Here is a 23,071-nt window from a genome sequence, read left to right on the forward strand (position 1 = left end):
CCGGGCCCGCGCCTTTAGACGCGAGCCCGGGGCCCGTGGGTTATACCCTAAGAGCAAACCACCCTTTTTAAGGGTGGTTCTGATTTGGCGCCGAAATGCGCAATGCTTTCCGGGCTGTCCACGGGCTGTCCACGGGCTATTGGGTTGTTGGTGCATGAAAAATGCCGACATCCCGCCTCGGGGAGGAGGCGGGAACACACCGAGTAGACGGAGGGGTGTGGAGCGCGGTCGCGTCTCGACTGACGACGTTGCCCATCGACAGGATTATTGTAGCGCATGGCGGTTCTTGGTATATCGTGTCGAGCGTTTGCGTTGTGCCATTGCCTGCGGCAACGGTGTGTTACACTCTTGCACTGCTGAGTGGGCCAGACGGTCGCGCGATGTGCTGCTTGCAGCACGCGTGAGGAAAGTCCGGGCTCCAGAGGGCGGGATGCCGGCTAACGGCCGGGCGGAGTGATCCGACGGAAAGCGCCGCAGAAAAGAAGACTCCCACCTGCGCCGCAAGGCGTAAAGGGAAAAGCTGAAACGGTGGTGTAAGAGACCACCAGCGTCGTGGCAACACGGCGGCTTGGCAAGCCCCATCCGGAGCAAGCGCGAATAGGAACGTTATGGGCCGGCCCGGTCCGCGTTCGGGTAGCGTGCGTGGAGCTGCACGGTAACGTGCAGACAAGATAAATGACCGTTCACGACAGAACCCGGCTTATAGGCCCACTTGGCACTTTGTTGACGCTGCGAACCCGTCAGCGCGGCAATCTGCCTTTCAAGCCTTCGGGCATGACCATAAGGTCAATGCCCTCGTCTTTCAAGGCACCTTGCTCGCACTGACGGGTTCTCGCTGTTGATGACGGCATCATTGGCGTTTCCGCTCTTGTTGGCGAGGGCAACGATGCTGTCTTTGCCGTATTATTGAGGCTGTTTGTTGCTTTGCTTGTTGTTGAGGGGCTTTGTTGGACAGCTATTTTACTCTGCAATCGAATATTGAGGTTTCGGGCGAATTTGTGGACCGCAAGAGCCGGTTTATTGCCCAGCTGGTCCATATTGAGTCCGAGGATGAGGCGAATGCCTTTATCGAGACCGTTCGCAAACGTCATTACGACGCTCGACACAATGTTCCCGCGTGGATTTTGGTCGATGGACGTGAGCGCCAGAGCGATGACGGTGAGCCGAGCCGCACGAGCGGCATGCCGACGCTCGAGGTGTTGCGCGGTGCGGGGCTCAAAAATGTTTGCTGCGTGGTGACGCGCTATTTTGGTGGCACGCTGTTGGGGCCCGGTGGCTTGGTGCGCGCCTATACCGCGGCGACGCAGGCGGCGGTGGCAGCTGCTCAGGAGGCTGGGCAGATCGTTGAGATGACGAGTGTCGTGCCGGTTGACGTGCGTGTGGCCTATCCGCAGTATGAGCAGGTGCTTCGTTTGGCGCAGGATTCGGGTGCCAAGGTTTCTAATACCGATTACGCGGATGCCGTGACACTTCATTTGGTGTTTAAGGCGGGGGAGCAGGAGCCGTTTTGCGCTAAGATGCGCGAGCTTATGGCGGGGCGCGAGGAGATTGAGGTCGGCGCTCCCGAATTTGCCGAGTTCTAACGGCGACGGCCGGCGTGCTTTTGGATGGATCCCAAGCGCGCCGGCCGTCGTTTTATGTTGCTGCCGTTTACTCGGCGAGTTGCTTTAGCACATCACAGGCGATTTCGATGGCATCGTCGATGCAGCCGGGGCAGCTGCGGAGCGGACCCTTGTCCGATCCGATGCCCTTGAGCGTGCCGCAGACGGTCGTCGTGTTCTTCTCGCCAAAACGTTTGGCGATCTCGCGCGACAGCTTGTAGGTCTGGCCCTTGGTCTTGGGGTTTTCCATGCCGTCGCTCATTACAAAGCCCATGATGGCCACGGCGCCCGAGATGGCGCCGCAGGTTTCGGTCATGCCGCCCATGCCGGCGCCAAAGCCCTCGGTGAGGGTAAAGGCGACCTGGGGGTCGAGCCCGACGGCGGGCGCGAGCGTGCAGGCGACGGCCTGTGCGCAGTTAAAACCACGGGCGTGGTATTCGGCAGCCTGAGCCTGACAGGCGTTGATGTCGAGCTGGGCCGTATCGATTTGCTTCATCGTTGTCTCCTTGGTCACGGTGTACCCGCCTATGGTACCCGTGACGGGGCATGTAATCATCGAGAGCTTCATGTATGCCTCGTTTTTATCTATCGAGCAAATGCCCAAGGCTTGAGATAAATACCCCTGATCAATTTGTCCCATAACCTACCTTGGGGATGGGTTGAGAGGGGTGCAAGGTAGCGGTATCGTGAACCGAATAAAACGTAACCTAGGCAAGGGAGCTAGATATGAGCGAGCAGACCATCGGTACTACATGTGTTCAGGGCGGCTATCACCCGGGAGATGCCGAGCCGCGCCAGGTGCCCATCTACCAGTCCACCACGTGGAAGTACGACACGTCCGAGCACATGGGCAAGCTGTTTGACCTGGAGGAGTCGGGTTACTTCTACAGCCGTCTACAGAACCCCACGTGCGATCTGGTTGCCGCCAAGATCTGCGAGATGGAGGGCGGCACTGCCGCTATGCTCACGAGCTCGGGTATGGCTGCGAACTTCCTCGCGATCTTTAACGTGGCCGGTGCCGGCGATCACGTGGTCGCGAGCTCTGCCATCTACGGCGGTACCTATAACCTGCTCGCCCATACCATGGAGCGCATGGGTTTGACCTGCACGTTCGTCGCCCCCGACTGCACCGATGAGGAGCTCGAGGCAGCCTTTGAGCCCAATACCAAGCTCGTCTTTGGCGAGACGATCGCCAACCCCGCCCTTGCTGTGCTCGATATTGAGCGCTTTGCCAAGGCCGCGCATGACCACGGCGTGCCGCTGATGGTCGACAACACCTTCCCGACGCCCGTGATGTGCCGTCCCTTTGAGTGGGGCGCCGACATCGTTACGCACTCCACCACCAAGTACATGGATGGACATGCTGCCTACCTGGGTGGCGTGATTGTCGATCACGGCCAGTTTGACTGGATGGCCCATGCGGACAAGTTCCCGGGTCTCACCACGCCCGATGAGAGCTACCACGGCGTGACCTATGCCGAGAAGTTTGGTCGCGAGGGTGCCTTCATTACCAAGGCAACCGCTCAGCTCATGCGCGATCTTGGTCCTATGCAGAATCCGCAGGCGGCGTTCTTCCTGAACAGCTCGCTCGAGAGCCTGCACGTGCGTATGCCGCGCCATTGCGAGAACGGTCTGGCGGTCGCCAAGTTCCTGCAGGGCCATCCCAAGGTGCGCTTCGTGAGCTATCCGGGCCTGGAGGGCGATAAGTACTATGACATCGCTCAGAAGTACATGCCCAACGGTACGTGCGGCGTCGTAAGCTTTGGCTTTATCGGTGGTCGCGCGGCGGCCGAGACCTTTATGAAGAGCCTCAAGCTCGCCCAGATCGCTACGCACGTGGCCGACGCCCGCACCTGCTGCTTGCATCCGGCAAACGCCACCCATCGCCAGATGAACGATGAGGAGCTCATCGCCTGCGGTATCTCCGCCGACATGGTGCGCCTGTCGTGCGGCCTCGAGGACACGGCCGATCTGATTGCCGACCTTGAGCAGGCGCTCGAGCAGTGCTAGGCTAGCGTGCGTGCTAGGCGTGGGACGGCTTTTCGGCTGACGACGTCCTCATAGTTCCGATTCCGTAGGCGGGACCCCGATCGTGTCCGTTTGTAGGCGATTGGGGTCCCGTTTTTGCGTTGCACGATAGAAAGGATATACATGGAGAAAACTGCCGAGCAGCTGCGCCGCGAACACATTGCCCTAGAGGGCGACACCCACGGTAAGAATAAATGGGCGATTCTGTTCACCGTGCTCGTCATGACCTTTATGGCGTGTCTGGATGCGAGCATCGTGACGGTGGCGCTCCCAGTGATGCAAAAGGAGCTGGGGGTGGGTCTCGACCGCATTCAGCTCGTGAGCTCGGTGTATCTGCTCGCGACGTGCGTCGCCATGCTGCCGTTTGGCCGCTTGGGCGATGTGCGCGGCAAGGTGAATGTGTTCCAGCTTGGTGTAATCGTCTTTACGGGTGGCTCGTTGCTTTGCGGGCTTTCGGCTTCGCTCGAGGTGCTTATCTTGGCGCGTTTCGTGCAGGGCATTGGCTGTGCCGCCGCGATGGCCAACAATATGGGCATCATCACCGAGTCGTTTCCGGCGCGTGAGCGCGGCCGTGCCATGGGCATTCTGGCGACCTTTGTGGCTCTTGGCATGATGTGCGGCCCCGTGCTCGGCGGCGTGCTGGTGGCGAGCTTTCCCTGGGAGAGCATCTTCCTTATCAATCTGCCCATTGGCGTAATCTCGTTTATCGTGGGACTCTATACGCTGCCGCATGTGAAGCCGGAGGCTGGCGAACGCCCTATGCCGTTGACAGAGGCGGCGCGTCGCTGCTTTGCGAGCTCGGCTTTCACGATTAACCTGGCTTGCATGCTTATCGTGTTCGTGGGTATCGGTGCCTCCGAGTTTGTGCTGCCGTTCTACTTTCAGGATGCCCACGGCTTTAGCTCCGATATCTCCGGCCTGTTGTTTTTGGCGATGCCGGTCGTGAATGCCTTTGTGGGCCCGCTTTCGGGCTCGGTGTCCGACCGTGTTGGTTGTGAAGCGCCCACGGCCGTTGGCCTGGGCGTGTACGTGTGCGGTCTCTTTGCGGTGAGCACGCTTGACGAGCACTCTTCCATCTTGATGATCGTGTGCTGCGTCGCGTTTATGTCGTGCGGCACGTCGATCTTCCAGAGTCCCAATAATTCGCTGTATATGGGTTCGGCTCCGCGTGAGGCGCTTGGCTTTGCGGGCAGCTTGAGCAGCTTGGCGCGCTATGCGGGCATAGCGCTGGGTATTAATGCGGCGTCGCGCATCCTGTATGGACAGACGAGCGCGGCGATGGGCAAGACGGTCACGAGCTATGTGGCGGGTCGTCCGGACGTGTTCCTCTTTGGCTTCCGTTTGGTATTCTACGTGCTGATGGCCGTTGCTACCGTGGGCTTTGCGCTCACATTGGTACGTTTGGTGAGGACGCGCACCCGGCATTAGCGTGTTGGGAGGCTGTCTGCCACGAATCGGGCCTGTCTACTGGTCTTGCAGCTTTATGGTGCGATACGGCTTGTGGGGCGGTCGGGGGTCGGTCCGTGGTAGACTATCGAACAACGTTTATTAATCGCGCGGTATCGTTGCCGCGAGAAGGGGTTGCGCCATGCAGGAGCTTGAGGATCGTATTCGCCATGACGGCATCGTAAAGGCCGGTAACGTCCTTAAGGTTGATGCCTTCCTCAACCACCAATGCGACGTTGAGCTGTTCGACCACATGGGCGCCGAGTGGGCCCGTCTGTTCGAGGGTGTCGAGATCAACAAGATCCTGACGATCGAGGCTTCGGGCATTGGCATGGCTTGCATTGCAGCCCAGCATTTTGGCGGCGTGCCGGTGGTCTTTGCCAAGAAGGCCCAGTCCATCAACCTTGACGGCGAGCAGTATGCCACGACCATCTACTCCTTTACCAAGCAGAAGGAGTACCCGGTCATCGTCGGCAAGCGCTTCCTGTCCGAGGGCGACAAGGTCCTGATCATCGACGACTTTTTGGCCAACGGCTGCGCGCTCGAGGGTCTTATCAAGATCTGCGAGGCTGCGGGTGCCGAGGTGTCCGGTATTGGCATTGCGGTGGAGAAGGGCTTCCAGGGCGGTGGCGATAAGCTCCGCGAGCGTGGCTTCCGCGTCGAGAGCCTGGCCCGTATCGCCGATATGGACTGTGAGACCGGCGAGATCACCTTCGCCTAAGCGCGCGACATAAGCGATTGGTATGCGATGTGACAAAGGGGCTTTCCCTTTGTCACATTTTTTTGTATGAGGGGAGGTGTTGATATGGATGAGAACAAGATGGGATGGCGCGAGTATGCGCGCTATGCCGAGATGTCGGTCGAGGATTTGGCGCGCGATTGCGAGGTGCAGGTATTTCGCGCGACGGGTCCGGGCGGACAGGGCGTGAACACGACTGATTCGGCGGTACGCATGAAGCATGGGCCCACGGGGATTGTCGTGACGGCGCGCGAGAGCCGCAGTCAGTTCCAGAACCGTAGCTGCTGTCTGCGTAAGCTGCGCGCTGAGCTTGAGCGTCGTGGCCGTCCGCCGCGCCGCCGCGTCAAGACCAAGGTGCCTCAGCGGTCTCGCCAGCGCAGACTCAATGACAAGCACTTCAACGCCATTAAAAAAGCCAACCGTCGCAAGCCGGGTGGGGAGGAATGATCTTCTCAATAAGTTGCGGTGAAATAGGGACTGTTTTGCGGCTTTAGCTGCATATACAGTCCCTATTTCACCGCAACTTAGGTGGGGTTAGCGGGTGGGGCGCCAGACGTGGAGGGCGCCGGCGAGGATGTCCACCTCGATGCGCGAGGCGATAATGGGCTCGCCGTCGGCCTGGATGGGGTAGTTGGGCTCCTCAAAGGTAAGCTCAGCATGGCGACAGCGGCGCATGCGAACCGGTGGCAGCTTGGTGTGGTGGCCGTCTTTGGCCGAAAGGAACATAGGCAGGGCTACCGCGCGAGGGACGGGGCCGCAGGCGTAGCAGACGTCGAATATACCGTCACAGGGGTCGGCGTCGGGACAGATGCGATAACCCGATCCATAGGTAGGGCCCAGCTGAATCGCCATGATGATCGCCCTCACGCGCTCGGCAGGCGTCCCGTCAAAGCTGACTGTCATGGGGTAGTTGCGATAGCGTAGGCCAAACTGCTCAAGTCCCGAGAGGGTGTAGAGCGGCGCGCCTGTCAAGCCGGTCTTTTTGCGCAGCTCGGTGGTGCCCAGGCCGATGGCGGCATCGATGCCGACCGAAAGCGTCTGGTCGTAGTACTCAACGGTAGCCTCGCCGCTGCCGCTTGCAGGGCTCCACGAGCGAATGCGCCCGACGTCCTGACGCTGCAGCTCGCAGGTGAGCAGCGCGCCAAAATCCTTGCCGGAGAAATCGTCGATGTCGAGCGTCTGGGCAAAATCGTTGCCGGAGCCCACGGGCAGGACGGCAAGAGCGGGGCGGGCGTCCTCCTCTTGCGTCATAAGCCCGTTGACGACCTCGTGGATCACGCCATCGCCGCCAAGGGCGATAACGGTGCGATAGCCCTGAGCCTGTGCGGCAAGTCCCTTGGCATGTCCCATGCGCTCGGTTAGCATCAGGTCAAACTGGGATGCGCGTGCAGTCATGTCCAAAAAGCGCTGCAGGCGCTCGGCAACTTCGCGCGCTGCACCCGACTGGGCGGCTGGGTTGGCGATGATGAGCGTGCGACCAAAATCAGTTGCGTGCATGGGGTGACTCCCGGCGTATGACGTGACGGTGCGGTCGCGCTCAGGTCGAATTGCCCCCGATTGTGGCTGCACGGCGAATATTTACGTCTACTCTATCAGGTCGTTGTGGCGCTCGATAGCATCCGCTACCGTACCGCCCTCATCCACAATAAGCGAACGGCGCTTGGGTGAGATGATGCGCTGGGCGGGGTACACGCCACGGTGTCCGCCTGCAAGATAGCTGATAAAGGCAACGATAACGAAAAAGCCTGCCGCCGTTCCGTGGAACAGATCAATCGCCATCATGCAGGTGGTAATGGGCACGTTGAGGCCGGCACAGAACACGCCGAGCGTGCCGAGGGCTGCCATAAAGCTGGGGTCGACTCCCGTGAGGCACCCCATCCAGCCTCCGAGCGCGGCACCGATGCCAAATAAGGGCGTGACCTCGCCGCCCTGGAAGCCCGCGCCCAGGGTAAGCGCGGTTACAACGAGTTTGATGGCCGCATCTGCAAGCGTTGTTTTGCCCGCAAAGCCCGCGCCCGAAAGCCAAGTGGAGAGGCCTGCATAGTCCCACGCGTTGAGGATGGCGTAGGCTGCCAAAACCACGAGCGCGCCCACGAGCGCGCGGAGCAAGTAGTTCGTAATAAAATGGCTGTACAGACTTTTGACCGTGCGAACCGACCAGGCAAAGAGGCGTGCCGTCAGACCGAAGATAATGGCGCTGATAACAACGATGGCAACCGTCCGCGGCGTCATGCCGGGAACGCTGGCGATGACATTCGCTTCGTACTCGGTACCCAGGGCGAGTGATGTAAAGTAGCCGGTAAATGAGGCGACCAGGCAGTAGATGCCCGCCGTGTAGTCGATCTTGCCGATAAAGCACATCTCCATGCCAAAGAAAGCTCCGGCAAGGGGCGAGCCGAATACGGCGCCAAAGGCCGACGAGATGCCGGCGAGCATGAGGTCGTGGTGGTCATGCTTTTTGAGGTGGGCGAGGCTCGAGATGTTGCTGGCGATGGTGCCGCCAATCTGCACCGCGGCTCCCTCGCGACCGGCCGATCCGCCCGTTAGGTGCGTGAGCGTTGAGCAGATGAAGGTGAGGACGGCCATGCGCATATGGATGAGGCGTGTGCCCAGGGCGGAGTCAATGACCAGGTTGTTACCACGCTTGGCGGCGAGACCGTGGTTCTTGTAGACCCATGCGGTGGCAACGCCCACAGCGGGAAGCAGCGCGTACACCCACGCATGTTGCTCGCGATAGTCGGTCGCGATATTCAGCGAGGCCAAAAACGCCCAAGCGGCAACGCCCATGGCGAGCGAGACGATGACGACGAGTACGAGCAGCTTGGCACTCGCGAGTAGGTTGCGGACGTTGCGGCGCGTGTCGGCAGCTAAGAGATGCTCGGAGCGGGTGATCTGATGCCTGCCTGCCATGATGACGTCGTTAAGGGAGAAAAAGCCGCCGTCGTCGAGCGGCTGGGAATGATCCTGCGCCTCGTTTGCGCTTTCGGGTTTGTCGGTAAAAGCCATACGTTCCTCTTTTTGGTTGCATCACGAGCATTATAAAACGCGGTAAACGCGACGAGCCGGTGGGTTGGTTTCCATTCTGTTTCGCGGCCTGCAACCGACAGGTGTATTTGCGGGTATAGGCCGAGTCGCGGTCGTGCGTCGGGGGATTATACTGAGACAAGCATAAAGATTCGGCGCCCCTGTTGTGCGCCGTGGCATTAAGAGGTGCATATGGCAGAGAAACTCATTCCGCTGGAGGACGCGCAGTCGATTGTTCTGTCGCACGTTGCTCCGACCGATCTCGTCGAGATTCCCGTGTGGCAGGCCGCCGGTCTTCCCTTGGCCGAGGACGCGGTGGCCGATATCGACATCTCGCCGTTTGCCAACAGCGCCATGGACGGGTATGCCGTGCGCGCAGCCGATCTTGCTGCGGCCGCCGGTGACACTCCGGTGACGCTCTCCGTCGTAGGACACGAGGCCGCGGGCCATGTCTTTGAGGGCACAATCGGCGCGGGCGAGACCGTCCGCATCATGACGGGCGCGCCGGTGCCCGAAGGTGCCGATGCCGTGGTGAAGTACGAGATCGTCGGCGTGCTCGACGGCGATGGCAACGAGGGCTCGCACGTTCGCTTCTCGGCGCCTGCCAAGGTAGGGGAGAACGTTCGCTCTGCCGCCGAGGAGGCCCATGCCGGCGATGTTGTGATGCATGCCGGCGAGGTCGTGGCCCCGGCGGGCGCCGGCTTGCTGGCAAGCGCCGGATACGCGAGCGTGAAGGTACATGCCGCCCCGCGCGTGGGCATTATCTCGCTGGGCACGGAACTGGTCGCACCGAGTAAGGTACCGGCGCGCGGTCAGATTCGCGATTCCAACTCCTCGGCGCTGATGGCCGAGGCGCTCGATGCCGGGGCAGATCCGGTGTTCTACGGTATTGCGCCCGACGATGAGCAGGCGATTGCCGAGCTGGTGCATCGCGCCACGCGAGAGTGCGATTTTGTCATTACAAGTGGTGGCGCCTCGGCGGGCGATTACGACTACGTGACGGCGCTCGTCCGGCGCGAGGGCGAGGTGCTGTTCGATCGCATCTCGATGCGTCCGGGCAAGGCCATCACGTTTGGCTTGCTCGGGGGTAAGCCCTACCTGGGGCTTTCAGGCAATCCGGCCGCGGCGTATGTGGGCTTTGAGATGCTTGCCCGTCCGGCGATTCGCAAGATGCGCGGTTTTTCCGAGGGTGCGCGTCCCGTGCAGCAGGCGACGCTCACGCACTGCGTGAAGAAGCGCCAGGACCGACGCTTCTTCGATCGCGCCACGGTTTTGCGCGACCCCGAGACCGGTGAGCTGTTGGTGACCGAGGCCAAGACGCAGAATTCGGCGCTGCTCGGCACGATGCAGCGGGCCAACTGCCTGCTGCGTATTGACGAAGGGCCGTGTGAGCTCAAGCCGGGCGACGTCGTGGACGTCGTGCGCGTCGACCTGCCCGAGGGCACGGTGTTGTAGGAGGAAGACTATGGAGTTGAAGATTTCGATCGTGACGTGCTCGGATACGCGCGATCTTGCTCAGGACGAGGCTGGAGCCGCACTCGAGGAACTTATCAAGGCGCAGGGCTGGACGGTCGTCTCACATGTGGTCGTGCGCGACGACGCCAGCGAGATCGGTGATGCCATTGTGGAAGCTGCCGATGAGTGCCACGCCAATGTCGTGCTCACCTGTGGCGGCACGGGACTTTCGATGCGCGACGTGACGCCCGAGGCGACGCGTGCCGTCTGCGACCGCGATGTGCCGGGTATTGCAGAGGCAATCCGTGCCTACTCGATGACCAAGACGCGCCGCGCCATGCTCTCGCGCGCCGTGTGCATGCAGCGTGGGCATACGCTTGTCATCAACTTTCCGGGATCCACGAAAGCGGCCCGCGAAAGCTGGGAGGCCGTGAGCGATCAGCTGGAGCATGCGGCCCAAATGACGGCGGGCGGCGGACATACCAACTAAGCGGTTTACCTGCGGCGGGGCGACCAGAACGGCTGCTCCGCTTTTGTTTTCCGCCGAAGCGACGCCAAGGTGCACGGCAACTCGAAACTATATTCTCTGGCGAGAATAATTTCTCACTATCATTATTCTCGTAGAAGTATAATCTGATTGCAGTTTAAAGCCCGCGGTGGGGTACCCGGGCACAAGGTCCGAAAGGGTTGAATATGTTCGATATGGTTTCACGCCGCGGTTTTGTCTCGCTTTCTGCTGCCGCTGCCGCCGGCTTTGGCCTTGCTGGCTGCTCGGGCAACAAGACGTCCGAGCCCGCTGGTTCCGATGCCGGCTCCGCCAAGTCTTCCTCTAAGAAGAAGGCTGTCGAGCTGCAGGTCTTTGCCGCCAACTCGCTCGAGAAGGCTCTGCCCGAGGTTCAGGAGCTCTACACCGAGCAGACCGGTACCACGTTTGCCGACACGCAGTTCAAAGCGTCCGGCGACCTTGTCGAGCAGATGCGCGCCGGTGCTGCGGTCGACGTGCTCATCACCGCTTCCAAGGGCACCATGGACGATGCCGAGGCCGCCGAGCTCGTCGACGCCTACACCCGTGAGGATATGTTCGTCAACGATCTCGTGATCATTCGCGCCGAGGGCTCCGACACCAAGGTCGAGGTCATCGCCGACGTCGCGAATCTGGACGGCAAGATCGCCATCGGCGACGCCAAGACCGTTCCCGCCGGCAAGTACGCCAACCAGGCCCTGGCCTCCGTGGGCCTCTACACCGGCACCGAGGGCGACGATGGCGAGTATGCTCCCGAGATCGCCGACAAGGTGGCCCTGGCCGACAAAGTTGGTACCGCCGCCGCCTATGTGTCCACAGGCGACTGCGTGGCCGGTTTTGTCTACAGCTCCGATATCTTCCGCTACGACGGCATCGAGGAGGCCTTCGTGTGCCCCGAGGATTCGCACAAGCCCATCGTGTACCCGGGTGCCGTTGCCGAGAGCTCCGAGCACGCCGACGAGGCCAAGGCGTTTATCGACTTTTGCCTGACCAACAAAAAGGCCCAGAAGATTTGGGCCAAGTACGGCTTTGAGCTTTCCGAGTAGTGCGGTAGAGCACTGGATAACGATATCCTTGAGGGCGGGCGTTCTTGCGATCGCCCGCCCTTTTTAGATAGAAGCGGCGTACCCACAGCGCCGTTACCGTGTGTTTGAGGAGTCGCCCGTGTCAAGAAAAACGATTCGCCTGCTGGCTGTGCTGGCTGCGGTCCTGTGCGCGCTGATCGCGCGGCCCGGAGTTGCCCGGGCCGAGGCGCTCTTCACCACCGCCGATGGGTGCCAGGCGACCGAAGATTCCGCGCTTATCGATGGTGTCGGGTTTGGCCTCAACGCGTTTGAGCGCAATGCCAAGGGCACGTCCCGTTCGTTTGCGGGTCAGCCCGAGGGCTATCGATTTCTCATTTACAAGAAGACGACCCTCGTGACGGTGACGACGCCCGAGAACATCGTGGTCTGGGTCGACGCCCATGCCGCCAAAGACGCGGGGTTCGACATCTCAAAGGCAGATGACCAAAAGGCGCTCAAGAAGATGCTCGTAGGGCTCGACAAGTCGCACTCCATGGGTGGGGCGTTGCTGGAGGACTCTAAGCTCGAATGGGTCTTTACCTCGGATAACGCGCTGGTGCAGGGCGATTACCGCTATCAGTTTAAGGTGAAGGGCGGCAACGGCGATTACTACACGGTGGTGAATGCCGCCGACGCCGCGAATGTCGAGCTTGACTTGGGTGACGGCGTCCTGTGGAGTGATAATGCCGCCCTCGTGCGGTATGCGGACGTGTCGACGACGATGCCGCCGTCGCTGGCGGAGCGCGCCGCAGTCTTCTTTGGTGGTATCGACTACCGTCCGTTTTGGGTGTCTATCAAAACGAGCGGCCTTGCCCTGGTGATTGCCTTTGCACTGGGCCTGTTTGCCGCATGGAAGACCATGGGTACTACGAGCCGCATCAAGGGCCTGCTCGATTCGGTCTTTACGATTCCTATGGTGCTGCCGCCTACGGTGTGCGGCTTTTTGCTGCTTATGCTGTTTGGCCGCTCGACCGGGGTGGGCCAGTGGCTTATCGCGCACGGCGTCTCGATCGTCTTTACGTGGCCCGCGGCGGTGATATCTGCCGTGGTGGTGTCGTTTCCCCTGGTCTACCGTACGGCGCTCGGTGCCTTCGAGAGCCTCGATACGCAGATGCTCGACGCCGCGCGAACCTTGGGATGGTCCGAACGTCGCATCTTTGCCAAGCTCATGATGCCGCTCGGCTGGCCCTCCATCGCCGCCGGCACGGTGCTCGCCTTTGCCCGCGCGATGGGCGAGTTTGGCTGCACGCTGTTCTTTGCGGGCAACTACGCCGGTATTACGCAGACCATCCCCATCGCCATCTACTTTGAGTGGATGGGCGGCAACACATCGGTGGCCCTCTTTTGGGTCGCCGTCGTGATCGTGTTCAGTTTCCTGGTCATTCTGTTCATCAACATGTACACCGCGCATTCGCAAAAGTATCGCGAGCGGGGCCTTTCCCGTGCGGAGCGCAAACAGGCCAAAGATCTCGCCGGACAGGGCGATTCGCTCGACCCGGCGGGCGGCGATGCCTTGCGTATTGATCGCGAGGCACTGGCCGAGCTCATGCGCGATGATGCGGCGCCGCAGGGAGGTCGATAAGCTATGTCGCTCGTTTTGGATATCAAAAAGCGCTATCCCGGGTTTATGCTCGACATGCAGCTCGAGGCCGGCGAGGAGCGCGTGGCGCTGCTGGGCGCCTCGGGTTGCGGCAAGAGCTGCACACTGCGCTGCATTGCCGGTGTGGAGACGCCTGACGAGGGCAAGATCGTCGTCAACGGCGTGACCTTTTTTGACTCGGCGGCGGGCATCAACCTGTCGCCCCAGGAGCGAAAATGCGCCCTGCTGTTCCAAAACTATCAGCTGTTTCCCAACATGACGGTGGCCGATAACGTATGCGCCGGTGTAAAGGATGCGGGCGACGCCGTGGCGCGCAAAAGGCTGGCCGAGCGCTATCTGGGCATTTTCGGTCTAGCCGATTTTGCCGACCGCTACCCCGCGCGACTCTCGGGCGGGCAGCAGCAACGCGTGGCGCTTGCCCGTATGGTGGCGGCGCATCCGGGCATCTTTATGTTCGACGAGCCCATGAGCGCGCTCGATTCCTATCTTAAGAGCGCGCTCGAGCAGAACATGCTCGACCTGTTCGACGTGTGCAACCGCACCGTGATCTATGTGAGCCACGACATCGATGAAGCGTGCCGCCTCTGCCAGCGCATCTGCGTGATGCACGACGGGCATGTTGAGGAGATCGACTCCATCGAGGACGTGGTCCGTCGTCCGCAGACGCTGGCGGCGCTGCGCCTGACGGGGTGCAAGAACACAAGCCGGGCGCGCAAGATCGGGCCCGAGGAAGTTGAGGCGCTCGATTGGGGCATGACCTTTAACGTGGGTCGCGAGGTTCCCGATAATGTGGCGTACCTGGGCATTCGCGCAAGCTACTTCCATGTTGACAATCGCGCGGAGCGGGGCCGTAACAGCTACGATTTGCACGTGGCCCGAGTGAGCGATTCGCGCTTTGAGCGCCTGGTGCTGCTGGACGTGCCGCGTGCTGATGCGCCCACGCGTCTGCAGTGGAAGGTCAACAAGGTGGGCATGCCTGTCGACGAGCTGCCGCAAGCAGGCGAGACGCTGCGCATGCATTTTGATGCCAGCAGGATCCATTTGGTTTGTCGATAGCGTCGGGTAATGCTGTCGGGGATATAAGCCTCGGTGGCTTTGTTTTTGCCGTTCGCCGAATGAGGGATGACAGACTCTTATCAATCAAGATAATTATTTATTAAACGACGGCACGCGAGGCTGTCGTACGAATGTCAACGGTGTTCGTCTGGACGATGACCGCTGATATAGTTGACCTTGACTGGTTAAGGAGGGTGCGCACATGCCGCAGACGACATACATTCGCCGCGTTGCCGCGCGCGCCCTGTATATGGCTCGGAGTCGCATATGAGCAGGTATGTTCACGGCTCCGGGAGAGACGACGCACAACTAAATAATCGACCGCAAAGCAGGTTCCCTAAAATTCCGGGTTTGAGCACGGCCGGGCAATCGCCGTCCGTCGTGCAGCAATACCGTAGCTATCCGTATTTGGTTCGAGAGGGGAACCGTCATGGCTGAAGAATTTGATTTCCATCCGATGTGGGAGAGCCTCGGCATGAATCTTGCCGACCACGATATGCTGCTGGGCGCCGTGGGCCAGATGTACGGCGATATGTTCCTTACGCAGAACAATCGCCCCAAGTCCACGTCCTACCTGGACTTTGTGGCCACCAACATCCATAGCGGTCGCATTAAGGAGATGCTCGACAAGAAGGAGGCCGGCGAGGCCACCAAGATCGTGGGCTCGTTCTGCGTGTACGTGCCCGAGGAGATCGTGCTTGCCTGTGACGGCATTCCCGTGGGTCTGTGCTCGGGTGCCGACTGGGCAACCGATAAGGTCGAGGAGCACCTGCCGCGCAACACCTGCCCGCTTATCAAGAGCTTTGCCGGCTTTAAGCTGGGCGAGGTCTGCCCCTATATTGAGTCGAGTGACTTGGTGGTAGGCGAGAACACCTGCGATGGCAAGAAGAAAGCCTACGAGTTCTTTGCAACGCAAAAGAACATGTACGTCATGGATATTCCCAACGTGCACGACGAGTCGACGCTCGTGACCTGGAAGGCCGAGGTCAAAAAGCTCGCCGCCAAGATCGAGGACGAGTGCGGCGTCAAGATTACGCCCGAGCGTCTGAAGGCCGCCATCCACGCCGTCAATGAGAAGCGCCGCGCCCTGCAGCGCCTCGCTGCGACCCGCGCTGCCGACCCGGCGCCCATCAGCGGTCTCGACAGCCTGCTGACCGTTCAGGCCGCCTTTATGGACGACACACCGCGTCTGACCGGAGCCATCAACGATATGGCGGCTGAGTGCGAGCAGCGTGTCGAGGCCGGCGAGGGCGTGGCGCCCAAGGGGACCAAGCGCATCCTGTACACCGGTACGCCCATGGCCGTGCCCAACTGGAAGCTGTTCAACCTCATCGAGAAGGCCGGCGGCGTCGTGGTGGGCGAGGAGTCCTGCACGGGTTCGCGCTACTACAAGGACCTGGTGGACGAGAGCGGCGAGACGGTCGACGAGATGCTCGATGCCATCGCCGAGCGCTACTTTAAGATCAACTGCGCCGTCTTTACGCCCAACGACCAGCGTATGAAGGACATTGTCCAGATGGCCAAGGACCTGCATGCCGACGGCATCGTCGACGTGGCCCTGCAGTTCTGCACGCTCTACGAGATGGAGTCGTTTGCCGTGGAGAAGGCCGCCGAGGAGGCGGGCATTCCGTTTATGCACATCACGACCGACTACGCCGGCGAGGATGCCGGTCAGCTCCAGACCCGCATCGAGGCCTTCCTCGAGACGATTTAGCCGCACCTGCGCTAAGCTGTGCCGCCGGGTGTTTCTATCTACGCGATAGGGATTTCTCTGTTGCCACGCCGGCCGGTGTCCGGATGCACCGCAGGGCGCCGATCGGCTTCGCATAGTTGCCGGGGCGGGGATTTCCGCCGTCCCGGCAGATTCTATCTGTTTGTTCAGACATGAAAGGAACTCAATGAACAACGACCTTTTCAAGGCGGGCGTTTCCCGTCGCGGTTTTCTGACCGGCTCCGCTGCCCTGTGCGCCATGGCGGGCCTCGGCCTCGCCGGCTGCGGCGGTTCGGGCGCCGAGAGCGGTAGCGCCGCTGCCTCCGGCCAGGATGTGGAGTATCGCGACGAGCTGCAGATCGCGCTCCCGGCGAGCCCGGACGGCCTCGATCCGCACACCACGTCGTCGCTTGTGACCATGGACATCATCTGCAACGTCGTCGAGCCGCTCTTTGGCCTCGATAGCGACTACGAGCCCCAGCCCGTGCTGGCCAAGGGCTATGAGGTCTCCGACGACGGCCTGACCTACACCATCAAGCTGCGCGAGGGCGTTACCTTCCACAACGGCAAGGAGTTTGGCTCCGAGGACGTCGTGGCCTCGATGAACCGCTGGCTCACCGTCAACGACCGCGCCGCGAGCCTGCTGCCCGGTGCCACCTTCGCCGCCTCGGGCGACCACGAGGTCACCTGCACGCTGACCGAGCCCGCCATCGACTTTCTGATCATCCTGGGCAACCACTCCCAGTATCCGGGCATCTTCCCCTCCGAGGTCATCGAGGCCGCGGGCGATACCGGCGTGACCGAGTACGTGGGTACCGGTGCCTACAAGTTTGTGGAGTGGAAGCAGGACCAGTACGTCCATCTCACCCGCTACGAGGACTATGTCGCCGCCCACGGCAAGGCTTCGGGCTACACCGGCAAGGTCTCCGCGCCCACCAAGGACATCTACTATCAGTTCGTGACTGAGGCCTCCACGCGCGTGAGCGGGTTTGAGACCGGCGAGTACGATGTCGCTGGCGAGATCCCCACCGAGAACTACCACGACTTCGACGGCAACGACGACGTTAAGCTCTACACCCATAACGCCGGCGTTCTGACCGCCTTCCTCAACATGAACGAGGGCGTCTTCGCCGACGAGGAGATCCGCAAGTGCGCACTCATGGCTATCGACTGCGAGGCGGCCGCTCTTGCCGCCTATGGCGAGAAGGAGCTCTTCAACATCGATCCCAACCTTGGCAACCCCGAGAACACTCAGTGGGCGACCGACGCGGGCAAGAAGTACTTCAACCAGGCCGACGCCAAGGCCGCCAAGAAGGCCCTGGCCAAGACCTCCTATGCCGGTGAGACGGTCAAGCTGCTGACCACCCCCGACTACAAGGATATGTACAACGCCACCGTCGCGCTGCAGGAGCAGCTCGAGAAGGCCGGCTTCACCGCCGAGGTCGACAGCTACGAGTTCGCGACCTTTATGGACATCCGCTCCAGCAAGCCCGAGCAGTGGGACCTCTTTGTGGCCTCCACCAACTACAAGCCCATCCCGGCCCAGTCCCTCTCGGTCTCCAAGGCCTTCTATGGCCTGTCCGACGAGAAGGCGCTCAAGCTCGTTGCCGAGACCCGCACCGCCAAGGACACCGACGCCGCGGCCAAGAAGTGGGCCGAGGCTCAGGAGCGTCTCTATGAGATCGCCGTCATCGAGCCGCTTTGCCACTACGCTTCCATCACGGGCACCCAGGCAGACGTCGAGGACGTCGAGGTGCTCGACGGCGCCATCATCTGGAACGCCAAGCGTCCGGAGTAATGCAATAGATGGCGTGGCGGCTGGAGGGGTCTGGTCCCCTGTGGCCGCCACGCCCTGTCCACGTTCAGAGGGGAAATAGACGCCTCGCATGTTGAAGTACACGCTCAAACGTATAGGCGCGATGGTTCCGGTGATGCTCATCATCTCGGTCGTCGTGTTTTTGATTATCTATCTCACACCGGGTGACCCGGCCTCTTCGATGCTCGGCATGGAGGCTTCGGCCGACCAGATCGAGCGCGTCAACGATAGCCTGGGACTCAACGAGCCGCTGCCGCAGCGCTACGTTGAGTGGATGGGCGGCGTGCTTACCGGCGACCTGGGCGATTCGTATTTTATGCGCCAGCCCGTCACGCAGGCGATTGCCGAGCACTTTGGCCCCACGCTATCGCTCGCGCTTCTGGCGCAGCTCATCGCGCTGTTGATTGCACTGCCCTGCGGCGTCGTCGCTGCCCTCAAACATGGGTCGCGCACCGACGCGGTCTTGCGTGTCGTTGCTCTTTTGGGCGTGGCGATACCCGGCTTTTTGATGGCGCTCATGCTTATGTGGCTGTTTGCCGTCACGTTGCGTGTGTTCCCGGTGGCCGGCTATGCGCCGCTATCGAAGGGTTGGTTCAGCCATTTACGTTATCTTGCGTTGCCGGCCATATCGCTTGGATGCGTGCAGGCGGCCCTGCTCATGCGCATGACCCGTTCGAGCGTTATCGAGGCCATGCAGCTCGACTGCGTCAAGACGGCGCGTGCCAAGGGCGTCTCCGAGGTTCGCGTGGTGCTGGCCCATGCCCTGCGCAACGCAGCGCTGCCGATTCTCACCTCGGTCGGCTATTCTTTTGGCGCCCTGATTACGGGCGCCGTGGTGACTGAGGCCATTTTTAACATCCCTGGTTTGGGCCAGCTAGTCACGAGCTCTATCGAGCGTCGTGACTATCCGGTGATTCAGGGTGTGCTGCTGGTCATCGCCTTGTTGAATTCGGTGATCAATCTGGCCGTCGACCTTGCCTACGGCGCTTTTGACCCGCGCGCTCGCAAATGGGGCGATGCATGATGACAAACTTTAAGAAGGCTCTTGCCAACAAGGGGTTTGTGGTCGGCGGCTGCATTTTCCTGGCGATTGCGCTGATCGCGCTCGTCGGTCCGCTGGTGTGGACGGTTAATCCCAATGCGCAGGAAATGGCGTTGCGACTTTCGGCACCTTCGCCCGCGCATCCCTTTGGCTGCGATGACTTTGGCCGCGACCCGCTTGCCCGCGTCATCGTGGGCGCGCGCGTGTCGCTTGGCGTCGGCATTGCCGTCACGCTCGCGACGAGTGCGCTCGGCTTGGTGATCGGTGCCCATGCGTGCTACAACGAGAGGCTCGATCATATTCTCATGCGCATCTGCGACGGCCTTATGTCCATTCCGGGCGTGCTGCTGGCCATCGCACTCATGGCCATGATGGGTGCCTCGGTCTGGAACGTCATCATCGCGCTCTCCATCGTCTATACGCCCAGCATGGCGCGCATCGTGCGCTCGCGTGCGATGGTGGTCAAGGAGGAACCCTTTGTGGAGGCCCTGCGCGTGCAGGGCGCCTCGACCGCGCGCATCGTGTGGCTGCATATCGTGCCCAACGTTATGGCACCCTTCCTGGTGCAGGCGACCTTTGTCTTTGCCGAGGCCGTGCTCTCGGAGGCCGCCCTCTCGTTTCTGGGCCTGGGTATCAAGGCACCCGACGCCAGCTGGGGGAACATCCTGCAGGCGGGCAAGAACGTGATGCGCAAAGCCTGGTGGATGATCTTCTTCCCGGCAGCGGCCATCATCGCGAGCGTGCTTTCGCTCAATCTGGCCGGCGACGGCCTGCGCGACGCCCTCGACCCCAAGACCAAGGAGGACTAGTCCATGGCTCAGCATCTTTTGGACGTGCGCGACCTCTGCATCTCGTTTTTGGGCCGCGATGGCAACGCGCTGGAAGCCGTCAACAAACTCAACCTACATATCGATGCCGGCGAGATCGTTGGTGTTGTCGGCGAGTCCGGCTGCGGTAAGTCGGTGTTTGCCCAGAGTGTCGTGCGCCTCTTGGAGCATGAACAGAAGATGGCCTATACCGGTCAGATTCTCTTTGACGGGGAGGACCTGCTCGCGCGCCCGCTCAAGCGTATGCGCGAGGTGCGTGGCTGCGACATCGCCATGATCTTCCAGGACCCGTTGAGCTCGCTTAACCCCGTCATGACGGTCGGGGCCCAGGTTGTCGAGGCCGTGCGGGCCCACCGTAAGGTGAGCCGACGCGAAGCCCGCAACGAGGCTCTATCGCTGTTGGAGCGTGTGGGAATTCGAGATGCCGCGGCTCGCTTCGACATGTATCCGGGCGATTTTAGCGGCGGTATGCGCCAGCGCGTGATGATTGCCATGGCGCTTGCCGGTCATCCGCGACTGCTGATTGCCGATGAGCCCACCACGGCACTCGACACGACGACTCAAAAACAGATTTTGGATCTCCTGCGCGAACTCAACAGTTCCGAGGGCATGGCGGTGCTTTTTATCAGCCATGATTTGGGTGTCGTCACGAGCATCTGCTCGCGCGTGCACGTCATGTATCTGGGCCAAATCGTAGAAGAGATCGACGCCTGCGGCCTTATGGAGCGCCCGAGCCACCCGTATGCCCAGGGGCTCATCGCGAGCATTCCGCCGCTCGAAGGCGAGCGAGTTGACACGCTGGCGGATATTCCGGGCACAGTGCCGCCGCTTACGGCAATACCCTGTGGATGCCGCTTTGCGCCTCGTTGCGCCCGGGCGGACGAGCGTTGCCGCGCGCAGGAGCCTCCGCTGGTTGCCGTGAATGCGTGCGACCGGTCTAAATGCTGGCTTGTCGAGAAAGGGGAGTGCCATGGCTGTTGATAACGAAGCCCTGCTTAGGGTCTCACATCTGACCAAAGCGTATCCCATGCCGGGCTCAGGTTTTAAGCGTCAGGCCTTTACTGCCGTGGACGATCTGTCGTTTGAGATCGCGCCGGGCGAAGTCTATGGCCTGGTTGGCGAATCCGGATCGGGCAAGTCGACGACTGGGCGCCTGATCTGTGGTCTCGAGCGTGCGGATTCCGGCTCGATTATCTATCGCGGGCACGACCTCGCCACGATGTCGGAGCACGAACGCAAGCCGTTCCGCCGCGAGATCCAGCTGGTATTCCAGGATAGCTCTACGGCTTTTGACCCGCGCAACCGTGTCGGCCGCATTTTGGAGGAGCCGCTGATTATCGCCGGCGTGCGCGATGCGGATGAGCGCCATGGGCGCGCGCTCTCGGCCCTGGCCTCGGTCGGTCTTCTGGCAGAGCATTATGACCGCTATCCGCACGACCTTTCGGGGGGACAGCGTCAGCGACTCAATCTGGCACGGGCGCTTATTTGCGAGCCGCGCCTTGTGGTATGCGACGAGCCGGTCTCGGCGCTTGACGTGTCCGTTCAGGCCCAAGTGCTCAACTTGCTTCGCGACCTGCAGCGCACGACGGGCGTGGCGCTGCTGTTTATCACGCATGATATGCGTGTGGTTCGGCATATGTCCGACCGGATTGGCGTGCTTTACCACGGTCGTCTTGTCGAGGAAGGCGCGGCCGAGGACGTGATCGCGCACCCGAGCGATCCGTATACGCAGGAGCTTATCGACGCCATTCCCTAGAGGATGATTCCTTTTGGGTATGACGTGGATTCGTTGTTTAATTGTCGGTATATCGGTGCAAGAGAGGGGAACTACTATGGCCGATATCGAGGAACAGCCGTTGCCGTCCACGTTTGAGGAGTTCAACGAGCAACGCAAGGCGGCGTTTATTCGCGTCAAGGATTACAAACAGGCCGGCAATCGCCTGGTCGGCTTTTTGTGCAGCTATACGCCGCTCGAGATTATCGATGCCGCGGGGGCTGTGAGCGTGGCGCTGTGCGGTACGTCCGATGAGGTGATTCCCGAGGCCGAGAAGGTGCTGCCGGCAAATCTTTGTCCGCTCATCAAGTCGACGTACGGTTTTGCCTATTCGCAAAAGTGCCCGTTTACGTACTTTAGCGACATGATCATCGGCGAGACCACCTGCGACGGCAAGAAGAAGATGTACGAGCTACTCAACGAGCTCAAGCGTACGCACATTCTGCATCTTCCGCAGGGCCGCGACCGCGCCTACGAGCGCGAGGGCTGGTACGAGGAGTGCCGCCTGCTCAAGGAGGAGCTCGAGGGCTTCTACGGCATCACGATTACCGACGATGACCTGCGCGCTGCCGTCCGTCGTCGCAACCGCTTGCGTGCGGCCCAGCTCGAGATGTTTGCGCTGCAGGCCAACCAGCCGGCGGCCATGAGCGGCGTCGACCTGATGAGCACCATGTTTGCCGGTACGTTTAGTTTTGATATCGAGGCCTATACGCAGCAGCTGGAGCAAAAGGTTGCCAAGCTGCGCGAGGCCTACGACGCGGGCGAGCGCCCGGTTGCGGCGGATGCCAAGCGCATTCTGATCACCGGCTGCCCGGTGGGCGGTGTGATCAACAAGATCGGTCGCACCATCGAGTCCAACGGCGGCGTGGTCGTTTGCATGGACGACTGCTCGGGCGAGCGTACGGCGGCCATGATGATCGACCCGGAGGCTCCCGACATCCTGCGCGCCATCGCCGACCGCTACCTGGATATCAACTGCTCGGTCATGACGCCCAACGACGGTCGTATGGACAACACCCTGGCCATGTGCGAGAAATACCACGTCGATGGAGTGGTCGAGAGCGTGCTCCAGGCGTGCCACACCTTTAACGTGGAGAGTGCGCGCATGCAGGAGGCTGTCGAGGGTGCGGGTATTCCGTACATGAAGATCGAGACCGATTACAGCAACGGCGACATGGGCCAGATCGAGACCCGCATCGCCGCCTTCATCGAAACCCTCTAGCTTCCTCAGGCGCCGGATCTTGCTCCTCAAACCGTCGCTTGCGTACCCAAAGTACGCTGCGCTCCTCTTTCGGGGCAATCTCCGGCACCTGAGAAACCTAGAGCTAAGGCGCCTGAACGCGCCGCTACCTTTGATGTTTAGAT

The 23,071-nt window shown here is 61.1% G+C and carries 19 protein-coding genes, 1 other RNA gene and 1 pseudogene; 18 read left to right on the forward strand and 3 right to left on the reverse strand.

What is annotated here, in order from left to right:
• Positions 1-357 precede the first annotated feature (357 nt).
• An RNA gene (gene rnpB, locus I1M21_RS07090) (RNase P RNA component class A) lies at positions 358-719 on the forward strand.
• A 225-nt stretch (positions 720-944) separates the two neighbouring features.
• Entirely contained in the window at positions 945-1,583 is a 639-nt protein-coding gene (locus I1M21_RS07095) for a YigZ family protein (protein WP_195193019.1), read from the forward strand.
• A gap of 67 nt (positions 1,584-1,650) precedes the next feature.
• Here I1M21_RS07095 and I1M21_RS07100 read toward each other — a convergent pair whose 3' ends face one another.
• Positions 1,651-2,097 carry a C-GCAxxG-C-C family protein gene (locus tag I1M21_RS07100; RefSeq protein WP_229025675.1) on the reverse strand — a complete coding sequence of 149 codons (447 nt, stop codon included), beginning with the start codon at positions 2,095-2,097 and terminating at the stop codon, positions 1,651-1,653.
• Positions 2,098-2,327: 230 nt separating this feature from the next.
• Between I1M21_RS07100 and I1M21_RS07105 the strand changes: the two genes are divergently transcribed.
• The 4 genes and pseudogenes from I1M21_RS07105 to I1M21_RS07120 form a co-directional block, all read left to right on the forward strand.
• Positions 2,328-3,611 carry an O-acetylhomoserine aminocarboxypropyltransferase/cysteine synthase family protein gene (locus I1M21_RS07105; protein WP_195193021.1) on the forward strand — a complete coding sequence of 428 codons (1,284 nt, stop codon included), beginning with the start codon at positions 2,328-2,330 and terminating at the stop codon, positions 3,609-3,611.
• Positions 3,612-3,752: 141 nt separating this feature from the next.
• Entirely contained in the window at positions 3,753-5,057 is a 1,305-nt protein-coding gene (locus tag I1M21_RS07110; RefSeq protein ID WP_117765861.1) for an MFS transporter, read from the forward strand.
• Positions 5,058-5,217: 160 nt separating this feature from the next.
• On the forward strand, positions 5,218-5,796 hold the full coding sequence (locus I1M21_RS07115; RefSeq protein ID WP_022095227.1) for a xanthine phosphoribosyltransferase: 579 nt from the start codon (positions 5,218-5,220) through the stop codon (positions 5,794-5,796).
• A gap of 153 nt (positions 5,797-5,949) precedes the next feature.
• Positions 5,950-6,261, forward strand: a pseudogene (locus I1M21_RS07120) (peptide chain release factor-like protein); the annotation flags it as partial.
• Between the two features lie 87 nt (positions 6,262-6,348).
• Here the strand turns inward: I1M21_RS07120 and I1M21_RS07125 are convergent.
• Positions 6,349-7,311 (reverse strand): diacylglycerol/lipid kinase family protein, encoded by a 963-nt coding sequence (locus I1M21_RS07125; protein ID WP_195193023.1) that lies wholly within the window; start codon positions 7,309-7,311, stop codon positions 6,349-6,351.
• An 87-nt stretch (positions 7,312-7,398) separates the two neighbouring features.
• Complete coding sequence (locus I1M21_RS07130) at positions 7,399-8,820, reverse strand: chloride channel protein (RefSeq protein ID WP_195193024.1); 1,422 nt, start codon at positions 8,818-8,820, stop codon at positions 7,399-7,401.
• Positions 8,821-9,030: 210 nt separating this feature from the next.
• Between I1M21_RS07130 and I1M21_RS07135 the strand changes: the two genes are divergently transcribed.
• From I1M21_RS07135 to I1M21_RS07190, 12 genes are all read left to right on the forward strand, one after another.
• The gene (locus tag I1M21_RS07135; RefSeq protein ID WP_195193025.1) at positions 9,031-10,293 is read left to right on the forward strand and encodes a molybdopterin molybdotransferase MoeA; all 1,263 of its coding nucleotides are present in this window, start codon (positions 9,031-9,033) and stop codon (positions 10,291-10,293) included.
• Positions 10,294-10,303: 10 nt separating this feature from the next.
• Positions 10,304-10,783 (forward strand): MogA/MoaB family molybdenum cofactor biosynthesis protein, encoded by a 480-nt coding sequence (locus I1M21_RS07140; RefSeq protein WP_195193026.1) that lies wholly within the window; start codon positions 10,304-10,306, stop codon positions 10,781-10,783.
• Between the two features lie 203 nt (positions 10,784-10,986).
• Positions 10,987-11,862, forward strand: a complete 876-nt coding sequence (gene modA / locus I1M21_RS07145; RefSeq protein WP_195193027.1) for a molybdate ABC transporter substrate-binding protein — start codon at positions 10,987-10,989, stop codon at positions 11,860-11,862.
• Between the two features lie 118 nt (positions 11,863-11,980).
• Entirely contained in the window at positions 11,981-13,462 is a 1,482-nt protein-coding gene (modB, locus tag I1M21_RS07150) for a molybdate ABC transporter permease subunit (RefSeq protein ID WP_271763084.1), read from the forward strand.
• 3 nt (positions 13,463-13,465) lie between these two features.
• Positions 13,466-14,536, forward strand: a complete 1,071-nt coding sequence (locus I1M21_RS07155) for a sulfate/molybdate ABC transporter ATP-binding protein (protein WP_195193028.1) — start codon at positions 13,466-13,468, stop codon at positions 14,534-14,536.
• 430 nt (positions 14,537-14,966) lie between these two features.
• A complete protein-coding gene (locus I1M21_RS07160; RefSeq protein WP_138340013.1) occupies positions 14,967-16,250 on the forward strand; it encodes a double-cubane-cluster-containing anaerobic reductase in 1,284 nt (427 codons plus the stop codon).
• Between the two features lie 184 nt (positions 16,251-16,434).
• On the forward strand, positions 16,435-18,045 hold the full coding sequence (locus I1M21_RS07165) for an ABC transporter substrate-binding protein (RefSeq protein ID WP_195193029.1): 1,611 nt from the start codon (positions 16,435-16,437) through the stop codon (positions 18,043-18,045).
• An 88-nt stretch (positions 18,046-18,133) separates the two neighbouring features.
• Positions 18,134-19,087, forward strand: a complete 954-nt coding sequence (locus tag I1M21_RS07170) for an ABC transporter permease (RefSeq protein WP_055309594.1) — start codon at positions 18,134-18,136, stop codon at positions 19,085-19,087.
• The gene (locus tag I1M21_RS07175) at positions 19,084-19,914 is read left to right on the forward strand and encodes an ABC transporter permease (protein WP_229025676.1); all 831 of its coding nucleotides are present in this window, start codon (positions 19,084-19,086) and stop codon (positions 19,912-19,914) included. The genes I1M21_RS07170 and I1M21_RS07175 overlap by 4 nt, the downstream gene beginning before the upstream one ends.
• Positions 19,915-19,917: 3 nt before the next feature.
• Entirely contained in the window at positions 19,918-20,913 is a 996-nt protein-coding gene (locus tag I1M21_RS07180; protein ID WP_195193031.1) for an ABC transporter ATP-binding protein, read from the forward strand.
• Positions 20,903-21,688, forward strand: coding sequence for an ATP-binding cassette domain-containing protein (locus I1M21_RS07185; RefSeq protein WP_195193032.1), 786 nt, complete (start codon positions 20,903-20,905; stop codon positions 21,686-21,688). Before I1M21_RS07180 ends, I1M21_RS07185 begins: the two co-directional genes overlap by 11 nt.
• A 76-nt stretch (positions 21,689-21,764) precedes the next feature.
• On the forward strand, positions 21,765-22,928 hold the full coding sequence (locus I1M21_RS07190) for a double-cubane-cluster-containing anaerobic reductase (protein WP_195193033.1): 1,164 nt from the start codon (positions 21,765-21,767) through the stop codon (positions 22,926-22,928).
• Positions 22,929-23,071: the final 143 nt, after the last annotated feature.

Origin of the sequence: Collinsella aerofaciens (genome assembly GCF_015546965.1) — a bacterium.
Classification (GTDB): Bacteria; Actinomycetota; Coriobacteriia; order Coriobacteriales; family Coriobacteriaceae; genus Collinsella; species Collinsella aerofaciens_X.